Genomic DNA, 16354 nt, shown 5'->3' on the forward strand with positions numbered 1-16354 from the left:
ATGATGGAAAAGAAACATGATATCCTGATATGTGTTGATTCTGACGGCTGCGCCATGGACACCATGAACATTAAGCATATGAAGTGCTTCGGACCATGTCTTGTGGAAGAATGGGGGCTTGAGCAGTGGAGAGAAGACATTCAAAAACGCTGGGATGAAATTAATCTGTATACGCGTAGCCGCGGCATCAACCGTTTTAAAGGGCTTGCGAAAATGCTTGAGGAAATAGACAGACAGTATACAAAAATCGAGGGCGTGCAGGCCCTGAAAGATTGGGCAGAGAACAGTCCGCGTTTATCAGAAGCAGCGCTGAAGCAGGAATGGGGAAAAAATGAAAGAGATGCTGTCTGTCTAAAAAAGGCGTATGAGTGGTCCAGAGAAGTCAATCGGAGAATTGACCTACTGGAGGAGGCGGAAAAGCTTCCATTTGCAGGCGTGAAGGAAGCTCTTACCGCTGCGGGAAAAAATGCGGATATTGTGGTAGTATCGTCTGCAAACCGATCAGCAGTTCTGGAAGAATGGGAGCGGTGCGGCCTTTTGGACTGTGTTAACCAGGTGATGGCACAGGACACTGGAAACAAGGCGCACTGTATCCAGATACTTTTGGAGCAGGGATACAGACCGGAGCGGATGCTGATGGCCGGAGACGCGCCGGGAGACTATGAGGCCGCGGTCAAAAATCATGTGTATTTTTATCCGATTTGTGTAGGGCATGAGGAAGAGTCCTGGAAAGAATTCACCGCGGAAGCGGTAAGTAGATTGGAACAGGGAACTTATGGCGGCAGTTATCAGAGCGGGCTGGTGGAACGTTTTTTTCAGAATTTGGAAGGCTGAAAATTATATGGATTTTTCATTGGTTGATTGTATAATAAAATCTAATACTAAATTCCTATTATCTTTTAAATGTTTTAAATGCCATTAAAGCCTTGTTCTATCGGTTTGTCTAGCATTTTCCATTACATACTGTAATGTATTTGGGGTCATTTCTTTCTTCGCCATATTCGTACAGAACGTATGTCTTATTGGCACTGTTCGGCTACCGTTCTTTGTTTTAGGAGTAGAAAATAATATCCGTGTTCATTATCTTTTAGCAGCTGGTGTTCCATACATATTGACTTGCTGTATGTTTTATCCTATTCCATTAATAATAACAAATTATGTTGATAAAAAAGAACTGTCAAACTCTTACACATCACAAAACAAAAAGAAGGCAACAGGCCGGGTGGCACATTCTCCTCATATGCGCTATAATATATATGCAAAGATAAAAACACAACGTGCGGCAGGGCCACACAGACCCGGTAGGTAGTCCGGGCGCAGACCGGATGTGCAGATATTCCGGTCTGTAAGTAACCTTCCTCCTTAGGTCGTCCCTTCTTTGCAGGACATGTGCAGTGGTATTCGGATGGATAACCCTCACAGTCCATAAAAACATTTCAAGGAGGAACGATTATGGACAGGATTTCGATAACAGTGAAGGTGTTTTTTCAGGACCCCTTTTGGATTGGCCTGTGTGAGAGAACGGACAGCAGAGGATGTTCTGTGTGTAAGATCACATTCGGACCGGAGCCAAAAGAGTATGAGGTACAGGAATTTATCAGTCAGAACTGGTATCGTCTGAGTTTCAGTCCGGCTGTTGCTGAAGCTGTGAGAAGAACAGAGCATAAAAATCCTAAAAGGATGCTGCGCCAGGTAAAAAAGCAGATGAACCGGACGGGCATCGGCACGAAATCCCAGCAGGCTCTGAAGCTCCAGCATGAGGAAAATAAGGAAATGCGCAGATCCCTTTCCAAAGAGAAAAGGGAAGAGGAGGAGCAGAGAAAATTTGCCTTAAGGCAGCAGAAAAGAAAGGAAAAGCACAGAGGAAGATAGCCTCTGGGTATTACAAAAAGACTCGGAATGTTCATTTGTTCCGGGTTTTTTTGTAAGTTCTTAAGAAAGTATAAAGTATGCATAAAAACAAAAATAATTTTAGAAGAATGATGTATATTGTGCTGAATGATGATATGATAAAAAAAAGATGATATGTGATATAGTCACAGAAAAATAAATTTATATATGTTATAAATATATAAATAACATGCAGTAACTGGCGGCAGAATAAGAATATTTTCATGGAGCACGAGTTACCTCATTTGTCACGGAGGTGTCTGAAAAAAAGGAGATTAAAGCATGGAAGAAAACAAATGGAAACTTACGAATGAAGCCGGTGCACCTGTGGCAGAAAATGAACATTCCCTGACAGCAGGTCCGAGAGGCCCGGTACTCATGCAGGATGTGTGGCTGATGGAAAAACTGGCGCATTTTGACCGTGAAGTGATACCGGAGCGCAGAATGCATGCCAAAGGATGGGGAGCCTACGGAAAACTTACGGTTACCCATGATATTTCCCAATATACAAAAGCGAAGGTCCTGCAGCCCGGTGCAGAGACAGAGCTTTTTATCCGTTTCTCCACGGTTGCCGGGGAGCGGGGGGCCGCGGATGCGGAGCGTGATATCCGCGGTGTGGCTGTAAAATTTTATACGGAAGAGGGAAACTGGGACCTGGTGGGAAATAACACGCCCACATTTTTCCTCCGCGATGTACATAATTTCCCGGATTTGAACCGGGCTGTAAAACGTGATCCAAGGACAGGCATGCGTTCCGCTCAGAACAACTGGGATTTCTGGACACTGCTTCCTGAGACCTTTCATCAGACCACCATTGTAATGTCAGACCGGGGAATACCGGCATCCTTCAGGAACATGCACTTCTATGGTGAACATACCTATTCATTTTATAATGAAAAGAATGAACGGTTCTGGTGTAAATTCCATTTCCACACACAGCAGGGAATCAAAAATCTGACGGATGAGGAGGCAGAGAAAATATGCGGCATGGATCGGGAGAGCCATGGACGTGACCTTTTTGAATCCATTGAGCGGGGCGATTATCCCAAGTGGACCATGTATGTGCAGATCATGACAGAAGAACAGGCGAGAAACCATTATGAGAATCCGTTTGATATTACGAAAATTTGGAGACACAGAGAATATCCGCTGATAGAGGTGGGGGTGCTGGAACTGAACAGAAACCCCGAAAATTATTTTGCGGAGGTTGAACAGGCAGCATTTACACCTGCCCATGTAGTGCCGGGCATTGGATTTTCACCGGATAAGTTTCTGCAGGGCCGCTTGTTTGTATACGGAGATGCCCACAGATACCGTCTGGGAGTCAATTACAATGAGATTCCGGTAAACAGGGCAAAATGCCAGGTCAGCGACTATCACCGGGACGGCGCTATGCGTGTGGATGGAAATTACGGGAGGGCGCCTTCCTATTCACCAAACAGCGCAGGCGTATGGTCGTCACAGCCGGAGGTCATGGAGCCGCCTCTTGATCTGTCAGGTGCTATGTATGCCTATGATCCCACGGATGATCCTACGGATGACTGCTTCCGGGCAGGCGGAGATCTGTGGCGTATCCTTGAGGAGGACAAGAAGGTCCTTCTGATAGAAAATACGGCGAGAAATATTGCGCCGGTGACTGATAATATCAAGTATCGCCATGCAGTACACTGCTTCTGGGCAGACCCGGAATACGGAGAACGCATCACAGAGGCTATGCATTTGGACTTTGACAGGGTAAAAGAACTTGCAAAAGGAGACCATAACAGCCTGATCCGAGCTACTTTAAAGTAAAAATAAAGGTTGCGGCAGCCAATCTTATACAGGAGGCAAACAGAGAAATCTGTCTGTGCCTCCTGTTTTTACGTGTATAAAAAGATTATTTTTTTCTTGCTTTTTCATTTTAAATAGAGTATAGTGGAAATAAATATTTTTGTCTTTCAGAAACAGACAAATGGCTTTAATAGAAAGACAAAACCGGAAACAAATCACGTTATGGTCAAAAAACAGGAGGAAAGGTATGGAAAAAGAAAGGTGCGGCAAAAACTTTAAGAAAGTGATGGCAGCTAACAGGGGAGAGATCGCCATCCGTATTTTCAGGGCGTGCTGCGATTTGGGGCGCAGTACCGTTGCGATTTATTCTAAGGAAGATGAGTACAACGTCTTTCGGACAAAAGCAGACGAGTCTTACATGATAGGAGAGAATAAGAGTCCTTTAGGTGCATATCTGGATATCGGCATGATCATAGATATTGCCAAAAAGCATAAGGTGGATGCCATCCATCCGGGCTATGGTTTCCTTTCAGAGAATGCGGACTTTGCCAGGGCCTGTGAGGAGAGCGGCATTGCCTTTATCGGCCCGCCGTCCCATGTGCTGGAACAGATGGGGGATAAGCTGAGCGCAAAGGAAATTGCAAAGCGATGCGGTGTTCCCACTGTTCCGGGGTCCACAGTGCCCATCCGTGATGCCCAAGAGGCGGTGGAGCTTGCAGTATCTTACGGTTTTCCGGTGATACTGAAGGCTTCTGCAGGAGGCGGCGGAAGAGGCATGCGGCGGTGTGCAGATGAACAGGAAGTGAGAGATACCTTCCCGCTGGTGCAGAGTGAAGCTTTAAAGGCTTTTGGATGCGGTGATATTTTCATAGAAAAATTTTTAGAGGAGCCAAAGCATATTGAAGTACAGATATTGGCAGACCAGTACGGCAATATTGTCCATCTTTTTGAGAGAGACTGCTCTCTGCAGCGGCGTTATCAGAAGGTGGTGGAATTTACGCCTGCATTTGCCATTTCACAGGATATACGGGAAAAAATCTGTGAAGACGCAGTGAAAATTGCAAAAGAAGTTGGGTATGTAAATGCGGGGACGGTAGAGTTTCTGGTGGACCGGAAGGGCGGATATTATTTTATCGAGATGAATCCCAGGATCCAGGTGGAACACACAGTCACAGAGATGGTCACAGACATTGATATTGTCCGTGCTCAGGTACTCATTGCTGAGGGAAAGACCTTGGCAGCTCCGGAGATCGGGATTGAAAAGCAGGAGGATGTAAAACGGCATGGATATGCCATCCAATGCCGGGTAACCACAGAGGACCCGCAGAACAATTTTGCCCCTGATACCGGAAAGGTGACCGCATATCGGACCGGAGGCGGATTCGGTGTACGTCTGGACGGCGGAAATACCTACGCAGGTGCAGAGATATCCCCCTACTATGACAGTCTTCTCGTAAAAGTTACCACACATGACAATACCTTTGAAGGTGCCTGCAACAAATCTCTCAGGGCTTTGAGCGAGACACGGGTGCGCGGTGTGAAGACCAATATCGGATTTATTGAAAATATCTTAATGCATCCCATGTTCCGCACAGGAAAATGCCATACAAAATTCATTGACGAGACACCGGAACTGTTCTCCATCAAGAGTTCCCAGGACCGGGCCACAAAAATGCTGAAATACATAGGCAACATTGTAGTCAATGACCCGACAGCCGGAAAATACCGCTATGAGCCGCCGCGTTTTCCAAAGGTAACGGGAACGAGGAAAGACGGTCTGAAACAGATCCTGGATGCTCGGGGACCCGAAGCGGTAAAGCAGTGGGTGCTGGATCAGAAAAAGCTGCTTATTACAGATACCACTATGCGGGACGCACACCAGTCCCTTCTTGCCACCAGAGTGAGAACACGCGATATGGTAAAAGGCGCGGAGGGGACTGCAGAGATACTGGCAGATGCTTTTTCATTGGAAATGTGGGGCGGTGCCACCTTTGATGTGGCCTACCGTTTTCTGAAGGAATCTCCGTGGGAACGCCTTGACCTGCTCAGGGAAAAAATACCCAATATTCCCTTCCAGATGCTGCTGCGCGGTGCAAATGCGGTGGGATATACCAACTATCCCGACAACCTGATCCGGGAATTTGTAAAAGAGGCAGCAAGAAGCGGAATAGATGTATTCCGAATCTTTGACTCCCTGAACTGGATCCCGGGAATGGAAATCGCTATGGATGAAGTGCTGAACCAGAATAAGATCGCAGAGGCAACACTGTGTTATACAGGGGATGTCTCTGACCCGAAAGAGGATAAATACACATTGGGATACTATACGGAGATGGCAAAAGAACTGGAGCGGCGGGGTGCCCATATTCTCTGTATCAAGGATATGTCAGGACTTCTGAAGCCTTATGCTGCACATAAGCTGGTGAAAGCACTGAAAGAGGAGACGGGTCTCCCCATCCATCTCCACACCCATGACACCAGCGGAAACCAGATCGCGGCGCTGCTCATGGCTGCGGAGGCCGGGGCGGACATTGTGGATACGGCTGTTTCCAGCATGTCATCCCTCACCAGCCAGCCTTCCATGAATTCCCTGGTGGCAGCTCTTTGGGGTCAGGAAAGAGACACCGGCCTGTCTCTGGAACGTCTGCAGGAGCTGACCGATTACTGGAGTGACGTGAGGGAGAGATACCGCTCCTTTGAAGGAGGAATCAAATATCCCGCAACAGATATTTACCGCTATGAAATACCCGGCGGCCAATACACCAATCTGAAACCACAGGTGGAGAGCCTTGGCCTGGGACACAGGTTTGAGGAAGTAAAAGAGATGTACCGCACGGTCAATGAGATGCTGGGAGGTCTTGTAAAAGTAACGCCGTCCTCAAAAATGGTAGGTGATATGGCAATTTTTATGGTCCAGAATGATCTGACACCGGAAAATATTGTGGAGCGCGGAGAAAACCTGACTTTCCCGGATTCTGCAGTGAGCTATTTCAAGGGAATGATGGGGCAGCCACGCTGGGGATTCCCAAAAGAACTGCAGAGAGTGGTTCTGAAGGGAGAGACACCCATCACATGCCGTCCGGGTGAACTGCTTTTGCCCATGGATTTCGATGCGGCAAGAGAGAGACTGAAACAATTTGTTCCGAAACCGGACTGGAGAATGGTCATAAGCTGGTGCTTTTATCCTAAGGTTGTAGAGGACTTTTTAAAGAGCCGCAGAGAATACGGTTATATCACCCGCCTGGGCAGCCATGTGTATTTTCACGGACTTGCCGAGGGGGAGACAAACCGTGTGGAGATAGAAGACGGAAAAACACTTGTCATAAAATATCTGGGCAAGAGCGAATTGAACCCGGACGGGACCAGAAATGTATTCTTTGAACTGAACGGCATTCGCAGGGAAGTTTCCGTGCAGGATAAGAGCGCCAAGGTGACTGTGGAATCCATACCAATGGCTGACCCCAATAATCTGAGCCATGTGGGTGCTTCCATACCCGGACTTGTGAGTAAGATACTTGTAAAACCGGGAGAAAAAGTCAAAAGAAACCAGGTTCTGGCAGTAGTTGAGGCAATGAAAATGGAGACAAATGTAATCGCACTCATGGATGGAGAGATGGATCAAATCCTTGTAAAAGAGGGGAAAGAGATCAAGGCAGGAGAACTGCTTATGACAGTTAAGACAGTAAAAGAATGATTCATAAAGGGATAAGCGCTGCTCTGGGGTACAGAGGAGCTCTTATCCCTTTGTTGTGCGGGCTGTAGAAGTAATAATATCCAGAATCAAACTGGAGTAAAAAGGTTGAGTATATACCTTCTCTGTGTTACAATATCAATAATTCGTCACTGTTCGGTCAGGTCTGTGCATTTGCCGCGCTGATTCATACCCTGACAGGATGAGAATAAAACACAGTGGACAGAATAGGGAAGAGGAGGCAGAAGAAAAATATGATCATCATAAAAAGAAATGGACAGGCAGAACCCTATGATATACAGAAAATAAAGAATGCGGTCCTGCTGGCATTTAAAAGTGTGGGGCAGGTATATAAAGAGGAAGAGATAGAAAAAGTCACGGAGCTGGTGGAGTATAAGATTAAAAAATACTGTCCCCTTCAGTCCAGCCGGCTGCAGGTGGAACAGATCCAGGACATCGTGGAGCGCTCTCTCACAGAGCTCAATTATTATGAGGTGCTGAAAAGCTTCATATTATATAGAAACGAGAGGGCCAAAAAGCGGGAAGCCAGAAGAAAGATCATGGAATATTTTGAACAGGCGGAGGAACTGGATACGGTTCTGAGGGAGATCCAGAGAGAATATACGGACCATGTTTATCATCTGGAGCATCTGCTTGCCAAATTTCTGACTTTTTACCGGGAAGGCATCCAGGTGGAGGAACGTTTGGATCTGCTGAAAAGAGCAGCAGTAGAGCTGACCACCCAGGAGGCACCTCTCTGGGAATTTGCTGCTGCACGGATTCTGCATCTGCAGTTTACCCGCCGTTTGGAGAGAGAACTGGAAAACTACCGGATACACAATTTTTACGAAAAGATCCATTGTCTCACCAAGATGGGCCTGTATGGCAGCTACATCCTGGAAAATTATTCAAAGGAAGAGATTCTCAGGTACGAAGCTTACATGCAGGAGGACAGAAACCACTTGTTCAACTATTCCGGTCTGGAGCTTCTGATAAACCGCTATGTGATAAGGAGCCGTCAGAATGTACCGCTGGAAACGGTGCAGGAGATGTTTCTCGGCATTGCCATGCATCTGGCCATGCCGGAAGAGAAGAACAGGGATATGTGGGTTTTACGGTTCTATGATATGCTCAGCACACTTAAGGTGACTATGGCAACGCCAACGCTTTCCAATGCGAGAAGGCCCTATCACCAGCTTTCTTCCTGCTTTATTGATACAGTGCCGGATAGTCTGGACGGGATTTACCGCAGCATTGACAATTTTGCAAAGGTCAGCAAATTCGGCGGCGGTATGGGACTGTATTTTGGAAAAGTGCGGGCAGCAGGCAGCGACATCCGCGGTTTTGAAGGGGCAGCAGGGGGTGTGATCCGGTGGATCAAGCTGGCAAATGATACCGCAGTCGCGGTGGACCAGCTTGGGGTACGGCAGGGAGCGGTGGCAGTGTATCTGGACGCGTGGCACAGAGACCTTCCGGAGTTTCTGAATCTGCGTACAAACAACGGGGATGACAGGATGAAAGCCCATGATGTATTTCCGGCGGTCTGCTATCCGGATTTGTTCTGGAAGACAGCAAAGGAAAACATAGAGGGAGACTGGTATCTCATGTGCCCTCACGAGATCCTTACGGTGAAAGGGTATGCCCTGGAGGACGCTTTCGGTCAGGAATGGGAAAGGAAATACATGGAGTGTGTGGCTGACAGCAGGATAAAAAAACGGGTGATTCCCATTAAGGAACTGATCCGTCTGATCATCCGAAGCGCGGCGGAGACAGGGACCCCGTTTACCTTCAACAGGGATACGGTCAATAAGGCAAATCCAAACAGCCACAAAGGTATGATTTACTGCAGTAACCTCTGCACAGAGATCGCCCAGAATATGAGCCCCATTGAACAGGTGGAGCAGCGGACGGAGGTCGTAGACGGGGAGACGGTGGTTGTAACGGTCACACGGCCGGGAGAATTTGTAGTGTGTAATCTGGCAAGCCTTTCCCTGGGAAGAATTGATGTAGATAACAGACAGGAGATAGAGGAGATCACAGCAAGTGCCATGAGGGCACTGGACAATGTTATTGACCTGAATTTCTTCCCGGTTCCCTACGCGAGGATCAATAATATGAAATACCGTCCGGTTGGCCTGGGCGTCAGCGGATATCACCATATGCTGGCTAAGAAGGGGATCCTCTGGGAATGTGAGGATCATTTGAAAATGGTCGACCGGATATTTGAGGATATCAATTTTGCGGCAGTGAAAGCAAGCTGTGAAAATGCCCGGGAAAAGGGCAGCTATGCTTATTTTCAGGGCAGTGAGTGGGAAAGCGGTGCATATTTTGAAAAGCGGGCCTATGTCTCAGAGCGCTGGCGTTATCTGGAAGATCAGGTAAAAAACGGAGGGATGCGCAACGGCTATCTTCTGGCGGTTGCCCCCACAAGCAGTACCAGCATGATCGCTGGAACGACAGCCGGTGTGGACCCTGTGATGAACCGGTATTTCTTGGAGGAGAAAAAGAACGGCCTTGTGCCCCGCGTGGCGCCGGAGCTGAATCCTGACACGTACTGGTATTACAAGAATGCTCATCACATCGGACAGGAATGGTCTGTCCGCGCCTGCGGGGTCCGGCAGCGCCATATAGACCAGGCACAGAGTATGAACCTGTATATCACCAATGACTATACCTTCCGCCAGGTGCTGAACCTGTATCTGCTTGCCTGGGAGAAGGGGGTCAAGACCATATATTATATCCGGTCCAGGAGTTTGGAAGTAGAAGAATGCGAGGTGTGTGCAAGCTGATGGAAATGAAGAAAAAACCCCTGTTCAATCCGCAGGGTGACTGGGAAATACAGAACCGCAGAATGGTAGGCGGCAATACAACGAATTTAAATGATTTCAATAACATGAAATATACCTGGGTCAGTGACTGGTACCGGCAGGCCATGAACAATTTCTGGATTCCGGAAGAAATCAATTTGAATGTGGATGTGAGAGACTATCCGGGACTGTCACAAAAAGAGAGGCGGGCCTATGACAAGATCCTCTCCTTCCTTGTCTTTCTGGACAGCATCCAGACAGCCAATCTGCCGGCTGTCAGTGAATATGTCACAGCCAATGAGGTGAATCTGTGTCTGTCCATCCAGGCTTTTCAGGAGGCTGTGCACAGCCAGAGCTACAGCTATATGCTGGATACGATCTGTGAACCTCAAAAACGCACGGAGGTTCTGTATCAGTGGAGGGATGATGCACATCTTCTGAAAAGAAATACTTTTATCGGCAGCCTGTACAACGATTTCCAGCAGAAAAAAGATATGTTTACTTTTATGAAGACCATTGTTGCCAATTACATCCTGGAAGGTATTTATTTCTACAGCGGCTTTATGTTTTTCTATAATCTGGGAAGAAACCACAAAATGCCGGGCACTGCGCAGGTGATCCGTTATATCAACCGTGACGAAAACACACATCTGTGGCTGTTCCGGAATATTCTTATGGAACTGAAAAAAGAGGAGCCGGAAATGTTCACGGCAGATAAAGTGGAAATATACCGGAAGATGATAAGAGAGGGCTGTGAAGAGGAAATGGCCTGGGGAGCGTATGTGATCGGAGAGGATATTGCCGGACTGAGCGGCGAGATGGTCAGGGATTATATAAAATATCTGGGAAACCTCCGTTGTTTCAGTCTGGGCTTTGAAGGGATTTATGATGGCCATGACACGGAGCCGGAGAGCATGCGCTGGGTGGGACAGTACAGCAATGCGAATCTGATCAAGACAGACTTCTTTGAAGCCAGAAGCACAGCTTATGCAAAGAGCAGTGCACTGGTGGATGATCTGTAGAAATATATCTGCCGCTGCCGGAAATTTTGGCGGCGGCTTTTTCGGTAATTGTTCATGTTCCGCTGTCCCGCGAGGTGTTTTCAGGGCAAAGGCATGAAAGTCCCGAGGTACCAGAGCGATTGGTTTATCTGCTGTGGGAGTATTGTTTTTGACCTGTATGTTATGTATAATCAGATGTATAGCAGGTGGTGCTGCGCAGACTGTGCTCTGCAGAAATACGGGCTGCGGCCGGAGGCAGCCGGGGAATTGCCGGAAAGGACATAGAATGAAAAAATATATAATTGGTATGGATCTGGGAGGAACGAATATCAAGACCTCTCTGTTCACAAAAGATTTTTCTGTGGTGGCCGAACAGAGGACACCGACCATGGTCAGTCTGGGCTCTGAGGGCGTTTTGCAGCGAATGGCAGATAATATCAGGGAGCTGCTCTTAAAAGCAGGGGCAGCGGCAGAGGAAGTGGAGGTCATGGGAATGGGGGTTCCCGGGCTTTTGGATATAGAAAAGGGAATCTCCCTGTTTTCACCTAATTTTCCCCAATGGGAAAATGTTCCCATTGCCGGATGGTTTAAAGAACGGTTGGGTATACCGGTATTTATTGACAATGATGTCCGCGTAAATCTGTACGGGGAATGTTATTTCGGTGCGGGGAAGGGGAAAAAGAATGTGGTACTTCTGACACTGGGGACAGGTTTAGGGGCAGGAGTCATGATAGACGGACATATTTTGTACGGTGCAACCGGCAGCATGGGTGAAATTGGCCATATGAATATGTATCGGGAGGGCAGACCCTGCCGCTGTAAAAGCTCGGGCTGTCTGGGGCGTTATGTGTCGGCTTTGGGGCTTCTGCGGACAGTAAAGGAAAAGATTGAGGCAAAAGAGAAGACAGTGCTTACAGACTGGGTGAAGGACCCGGAAGAGATCACGGCAGAAATGGTGTCCAGAGCCTTTGATGAAGGGGATCAGCTTGCAAGGGAGGCCATGGAGGAGACTGGTGAGATTCTGGGATTCGGCCTTGTAAATGTGATAAATTTATATAATCCCGAGTGTGTGATTATCGGAGGCGGTATGTCAGCGGCAGGAGAACGCCTGCTGTCAAAGGCGAGAGAAGTTGTGGATACCCATGCACTGGAGATTTCCAGAAAAGCGTGTACGATCGTTACAGCATCGCTTGGCGACGCATCAGGAATGCTGGGGGCAGCGAAAGCCGCTTCGATAAAAACAGAGAACAGAATGGTGGTTTAATAAAATCTCCGGTTTCGGCAGAGAAAATCTTTCTGCGGGAACCGGAGATTTGTTTGCGGCTTTTACAGAATCAGTCCACCAGTTTTTTCAGTTTCCATTTTCCGCTCTGTACGCGGATAAAGGAGAAGATGGTGCCGATTCCCCAGCCAATGGGAATAGACCACCAGATTGCGCTGGAACCGATGAAATGGGCCAGCAGGTATGCAATGGCAACTCTGGAAAACAGGTTGGACATGGAGCTTAACATAAAGGCGCCCATATCTCCGGCACCTCGTAAAAGGCCGTTGCCTACAAACATAAGTCCCATTAATACATAAAATACAGAGACGGTCTTCATATATCTCAGTCCGTATCCCATAGCGCTGCCCTCAGAACCGCTGTTCAGGAACAGACTGAGAAGCTGCGGTCCGAAGAGATAAATAATACCAGTGATGATAAGGGAAAATATCAGGACCATGAGCAGACAGGCTTTATAACCCTGAACAACCCGTTTGTCTTTTCCTGCTCCGATATTTTGTGCTGTATAACTTGACATGGCATTTGAAAAGTTCATGTTGGGCATCATGGCAAGCGTATCAATTTTTGTGGCTGCCGTATAGCCTGCTACAAATACCTTTCCGTAAGAGTTGACCAGTCCCTGCATGAACATCATGCTCAGGGACACAATGGACTGCTGCAGCATGGAGGGGACACCTACACGGGCAATTCTGCGGGCTGCGTTTGCCTCAAAGAAAGCAAACTTTTTATCCGCGGCAGCAGGTTCACTTTCCATATTCTTCATCCGTTTGATCAGAACAAAGAAGGAGACTACAGCACACAGGCCCTGCGCGATTAGGGTCGCCCAGGCAACACCAGCCACGCCCATATGGAAGCGGATCACGAACAGCAGATCAAGCCCAATGTTTGTAAGGGCTGACACCATTAGAAATTTAAGGGGAGTATTGCTGTCCCCAAGGGCATTGTAGATACCGTTCAAAGTATTGTAAAGAAAGAGGAAGACAGCTCCGCCAAAATAAATCCGCAGATAGGTGAGAGAATCCGCCATGATATCAGCGTCCGTCCCCAGAAGCTTCAGAAGCGGACCGGCTGCCAGCTCACCGGCTGCCATAATAGCCAGTCCGATCACACCCAATGCGATCAGAGCAGTGGAAATGGTTGTCTTCATTTCCCGGATCTGACCTGCCCCAAAGAGCTGGGAGATGACAACCGTACATCCCATGGAAAGTCCCGCGGCGATGGCTACAGCCAGAAAGACAACAGGGAAGGAGGAGCCTACAGCGGCCAGTGCATCCTCACCTACAAATTTTCCCACTACCATGGAATCTACCATATTATAAAGCTGCTGGAAAAAGTTTCCGATAACCATGGGCAGGGCAAAGAAAAAAAGCAGCTTGAGAGGCTTTCCCTCCGTCAGATTTTTTACCATTTATCTTCCTCCTTTTTTTCTGTATGCAACTGCATTGGCTGCAATTCGTTTGATGTGGTCCTGATGTATTTGCTGTTCCTCCTGGGAAAAGCCGGTATAACAGATTTCGTCCCAGGATCTGTAAATATCCCGGATATGTTCATAGATTTCCTCTCCCTTCTCCGTCAGGGATACAAATTTCTGGCGCCTGTCATTTTCATTGACTCTGCGGCATATAAACCCCTTTTCTTCCAGGGATGCCAGGTTTTTGGCGATTCTGCCCTTATCCAGATTCAGATATTCGGCCATTTCCTCCTGGCTGCAGCTCTTGTCCTTGAGGATACGGATCAGTCTGCCTTCCAGAGGAATCAGCCCGTATTTTTCCATTTCGGCTCTTACATATGACAATTCACAGCGCCTGATAATGCTGACAAAATGGTTATTCATAAAACGGCCTCCTTAAAATAGTTGTAAATTACAACTGTTGTGAGAAACAACTATTTATTATATGCAGGTGAGTCGAAAATGTCAACATGAAATTTATGAATGTGTTATACTGGTAGCTGTAAAAACTGTTGTTCACGCCAGTGAATCAGATGACCCGGCGGGAGTGTGTGTTCTGCCGTTCACGGTATTTATATATGGGTAGATAACTTTATGCGGCGGAGACGGATTTGACTGGAATAGGCAGAGATACTGCGTGGGAAAGAGAGATGTATGGAAAAAGCAGTGGAGATTTTGGATAAAAGTAAAATTGCGGATCTATTTGCAGGCTGGGAGGAGACTTTGATCTGGTCCTGTCTTCAGGACTGTATGGGAAGAGCTTATGCAGATACAGAGGAGGATCCGCAGTCTGCACAGATTGTAGTCGGGGATTTTTGTTTCTTTGCGGGAAATCCCTCTGCGCGGCTTGTGCGGAATAAACCGGATGACAGGGAATCTGAGTTTGTCATTATGGTACCGCCTTCTGCAGATTGGGAGGATATGATAGAGGATGTTTACCGGGGATGTTCCAAGAAAGTGATACGCTATGCGATCAGGAAAGAACCGGACGTATTTGATAAAAAGAAACTTGAGGAAATAGTAAAGAACTGTCCGGAAGGATTTTCGCTGCACAGAATAGACGGCGAAATCTACAGGCGTGCTATGGGTGAATCCTGGTCTGCGGACCTGTGTTCACAGTTTAGGGATTATGAGGATTACAGGAGGCGGGGGCTTGGGGTCGCCGCCATGGACCGGCATATTCTTGCGGCAGGTGCATCCTCCTATACCGTATATAAGCAGGGGATTGAGATAGAGGTGGATACCCGTCAGGATTACAGAAGGAAGGGACTGGCACTGTGCTGTGCCGCACAGTTGATTCTTGACTGTCTGGAGAGAGGCATGTATCCAAGCTGGGATGCCCAGAATCCTGCTTCGGCAGCGCTGGCGGAAAAACTGGGGTATCATTTTGATAAAGAGTATACAGCCTATGAGGTGTACGGGTTTACCGGGAACGATGAAACGTGATTTGTAACTGTCAGTCAGGCCTGCACATTTACTGCGCTCACTGCGTATTCGGTAATTTATAGTGAAAATATATAATGATGAATGGACATAAAATAGAGAAAATCGGAAGAGAGATGTAAAAATGTCCCCCAAAAATAAATTTTCAGCAGATAGATACAAATTTAAGAAAATGAAAAAGGGCAAATTTTCGCACTGTCTACAAAAAATGCAAATATGCAAAATGTCAATAGAAATTTGCACTCTTATATGATAAGCTATACAGCATAACAAGTAAAGCAGTCAGGTCTTACGGATACTTCGCAGTCTGTGGATGAAAGCCGGCTGTCCACAGCGGCAGACAGTAAGTAAGATCTGGATGCCGGTAAGACAGCGAATGCGCGTTGGAAAGGGGATATGATATGGGATTTACATCTGAAGATATCAATACACTGGAAAGGTTGTTTGACAATAAGCTGCAGCCATTATATGTGCAGGTAAATGAAAGATTTGAACAGGTAAATAAACGTCTGGACGAGAGTACAGAGAGAACGGAAGCGCGGTTTGAACAGATCGATAAGAGATTTGAACAGATCGATAAGAGATTTGAACAGATTGATAAGAGGTTTGAACAGATTGATAAGCGGTTCGAGCAGATAGATGAAAAGTTCAGACAGATTGATAAAAGATTTGAACAGGTAGAAGAATCCATAAGAGGAATAAAAGTACAGCTCAATAAGGTTGAAACACGGCTTGATAATCTTGAAAAAGATCTTGCCATTGTAAAGAGTGATCTGGAGCAGACCAAGTGTATCATAGAAAATGAAATTCAGCGCAACATTAAAATCGTTGCAGAGAATCATGTGGATCTGAGCCGCAAATTTACAGAGGCACTGAGTGTTTCACAGACGAATGAGCTGTACCATCTGAAAGTGAATCAACTGGAGACCAGACTGGTACTGCTGGAAAATAAGTTTGACAGTCTGGCACAGCAGCAGAAAAAAGTGGTATAGAGGCAACTGTTCAGATGACCGGACAGAT

Annotated in this window: 11 protein-coding genes; 9 read left to right on the forward strand and 2 right to left on the reverse strand. The window is 47.0% G+C overall.

The annotated features are described in order from the left end of the window. The 7 genes from LC508_RS27610 to LC508_RS27640 all read left to right on the forward strand — a co-directional run bounded on the left by LC508_RS27610 (position 1) and on the right by LC508_RS27640 (position 12423). Complete coding sequence (locus tag LC508_RS27610) at positions 1 to 834, forward strand: HAD family hydrolase (protein ID WP_054353287.1); 834 nt, start codon at positions 1 to 3, stop codon at positions 832 to 834. Positions 835 to 1452: 618 nt separating this feature from the next. Further along, on the forward strand, positions 1453 to 1872 hold the full coding sequence (locus LC508_RS27615) for a YjdF family protein (protein WP_118593799.1): 420 nt from the start codon (positions 1453 to 1455) through the stop codon (positions 1870 to 1872). Positions 1873 to 2172: 300 nt separating this feature from the next. Further along, positions 2173 to 3681, forward strand: a complete 1509-nt coding sequence (locus tag LC508_RS27620; protein WP_033143771.1) for a catalase — start codon at positions 2173 to 2175, stop codon at positions 3679 to 3681. A gap of 226 nt (positions 3682 to 3907) precedes the next feature. Then, positions 3908 to 7354, forward strand: a complete 3447-nt coding sequence (locus tag LC508_RS27625) for a pyruvate carboxylase (protein WP_103731960.1) — start codon at positions 3908 to 3910, stop codon at positions 7352 to 7354. A 251-nt stretch (positions 7355 to 7605) separates the two neighbouring features. Then, positions 7606 to 10140, forward strand: a complete 2535-nt coding sequence (locus tag LC508_RS27630; RefSeq protein ID WP_103731959.1) for a ribonucleoside-diphosphate reductase subunit alpha — start codon at positions 7606 to 7608, stop codon at positions 10138 to 10140. Beyond that, positions 10137 to 11180 (forward strand): ribonucleotide-diphosphate reductase subunit beta, encoded by a 1044-nt coding sequence (locus tag LC508_RS27635; RefSeq protein WP_054353324.1) that lies wholly within the window; start codon positions 10137 to 10139, stop codon positions 11178 to 11180. Before LC508_RS27630 ends, LC508_RS27635 begins: the two co-directional genes overlap by 4 nt. 265 nt (positions 11181 to 11445) lie before the next feature. Continuing rightward, complete coding sequence (locus tag LC508_RS27640; RefSeq protein WP_103731958.1) at positions 11446 to 12423, forward strand: ROK family protein; 978 nt, start codon at positions 11446 to 11448, stop codon at positions 12421 to 12423. 70 nt (positions 12424 to 12493) lie between these two features. Here LC508_RS27640 and LC508_RS27645 read toward each other — a convergent pair whose 3' ends face one another. Beyond that, positions 12494 to 13849, reverse strand: coding sequence for an MATE family efflux transporter (locus LC508_RS27645; protein ID WP_103731957.1), 1356 nt, complete (start codon positions 13847 to 13849; stop codon positions 12494 to 12496). Next, positions 13850 to 14275 (reverse strand): MarR family winged helix-turn-helix transcriptional regulator, encoded by a 426-nt coding sequence (locus tag LC508_RS27650; RefSeq protein WP_103731956.1) that lies wholly within the window; start codon positions 14273 to 14275, stop codon positions 13850 to 13852. A gap of 270 nt (positions 14276 to 14545) precedes the next feature. On the opposite strand from LC508_RS27650, the gene LC508_RS27655 reads away from it, so the two are divergent. Both LC508_RS27655 and LC508_RS27660 read left to right on the forward strand, forming a co-directional pair. Then, on the forward strand, positions 14546 to 15337 hold the full coding sequence (locus tag LC508_RS27655) for a GNAT family N-acetyltransferase (RefSeq protein ID WP_054353285.1): 792 nt from the start codon (positions 14546 to 14548) through the stop codon (positions 15335 to 15337). A gap of 398 nt (positions 15338 to 15735) precedes the next feature. Next, positions 15736 to 16326 (forward strand): hypothetical protein, encoded by a 591-nt coding sequence (locus LC508_RS27660; RefSeq protein WP_103731955.1) that lies wholly within the window; start codon positions 15736 to 15738, stop codon positions 16324 to 16326. The last annotated feature ends 28 nt before the right edge of the window (positions 16327 to 16354 follow it).

It is taken from the genome of Blautia parvula (assembly GCF_020215665.1).
Lineage (GTDB): Bacteria > Bacillota > Clostridia > Lachnospirales > Lachnospiraceae > Blautia > Blautia celeris.

What these genes read in the sequence shown, in the direction of transcription:
- LC508_RS27625 (WP_103731960.1), top strand. Translation starts at nt 3,908, where the DNA reads ATGGAAAAAGAAAGGTGCGGCAAAAACTTTAAGAAAGTGATGGCAGCT.
- LC508_RS27610 (WP_054353287.1), top strand. Translation starts at nt 1, where the DNA reads ATGATGGAAAAGAAACATGATATCCTGATATGTGTTGATTCTGACGGC.
- LC508_RS27650 (WP_103731956.1), bottom strand. Translation starts at nt 14,275, where the DNA reads ATGAATAACCATTTTGTCAGCATTATCAGGCGCTGTGAATTGTCATAT.
- LC508_RS27630 (WP_103731959.1), top strand. Translation starts at nt 7,606, where the DNA reads ATGATCATCATAAAAAGAAATGGACAGGCAGAACCCTATGATATACAG.
- LC508_RS27655 (WP_054353285.1), top strand. Translation starts at nt 14,546, where the DNA reads ATGGAAAAAGCAGTGGAGATTTTGGATAAAAGTAAAATTGCGGATCTA.
- LC508_RS27645 (WP_103731957.1), bottom strand. Translation starts at nt 13,849, where the DNA reads ATGGTAAAAAATCTGACGGAGGGAAAGCCTCTCAAGCTGCTTTTTTTC.
- LC508_RS27620 (WP_033143771.1), top strand. Translation starts at nt 2,173, where the DNA reads ATGGAAGAAAACAAATGGAAACTTACGAATGAAGCCGGTGCACCTGTG.
- LC508_RS27615 (WP_118593799.1), top strand. Translation starts at nt 1,453, where the DNA reads ATGGACAGGATTTCGATAACAGTGAAGGTGTTTTTTCAGGACCCCTTT.
- LC508_RS27660 (WP_103731955.1), top strand. Translation starts at nt 15,736, where the DNA reads ATGGGATTTACATCTGAAGATATCAATACACTGGAAAGGTTGTTTGAC.
- LC508_RS27640 (WP_103731958.1), top strand. Translation starts at nt 11,446, where the DNA reads ATGAAAAAATATATAATTGGTATGGATCTGGGAGGAACGAATATCAAG.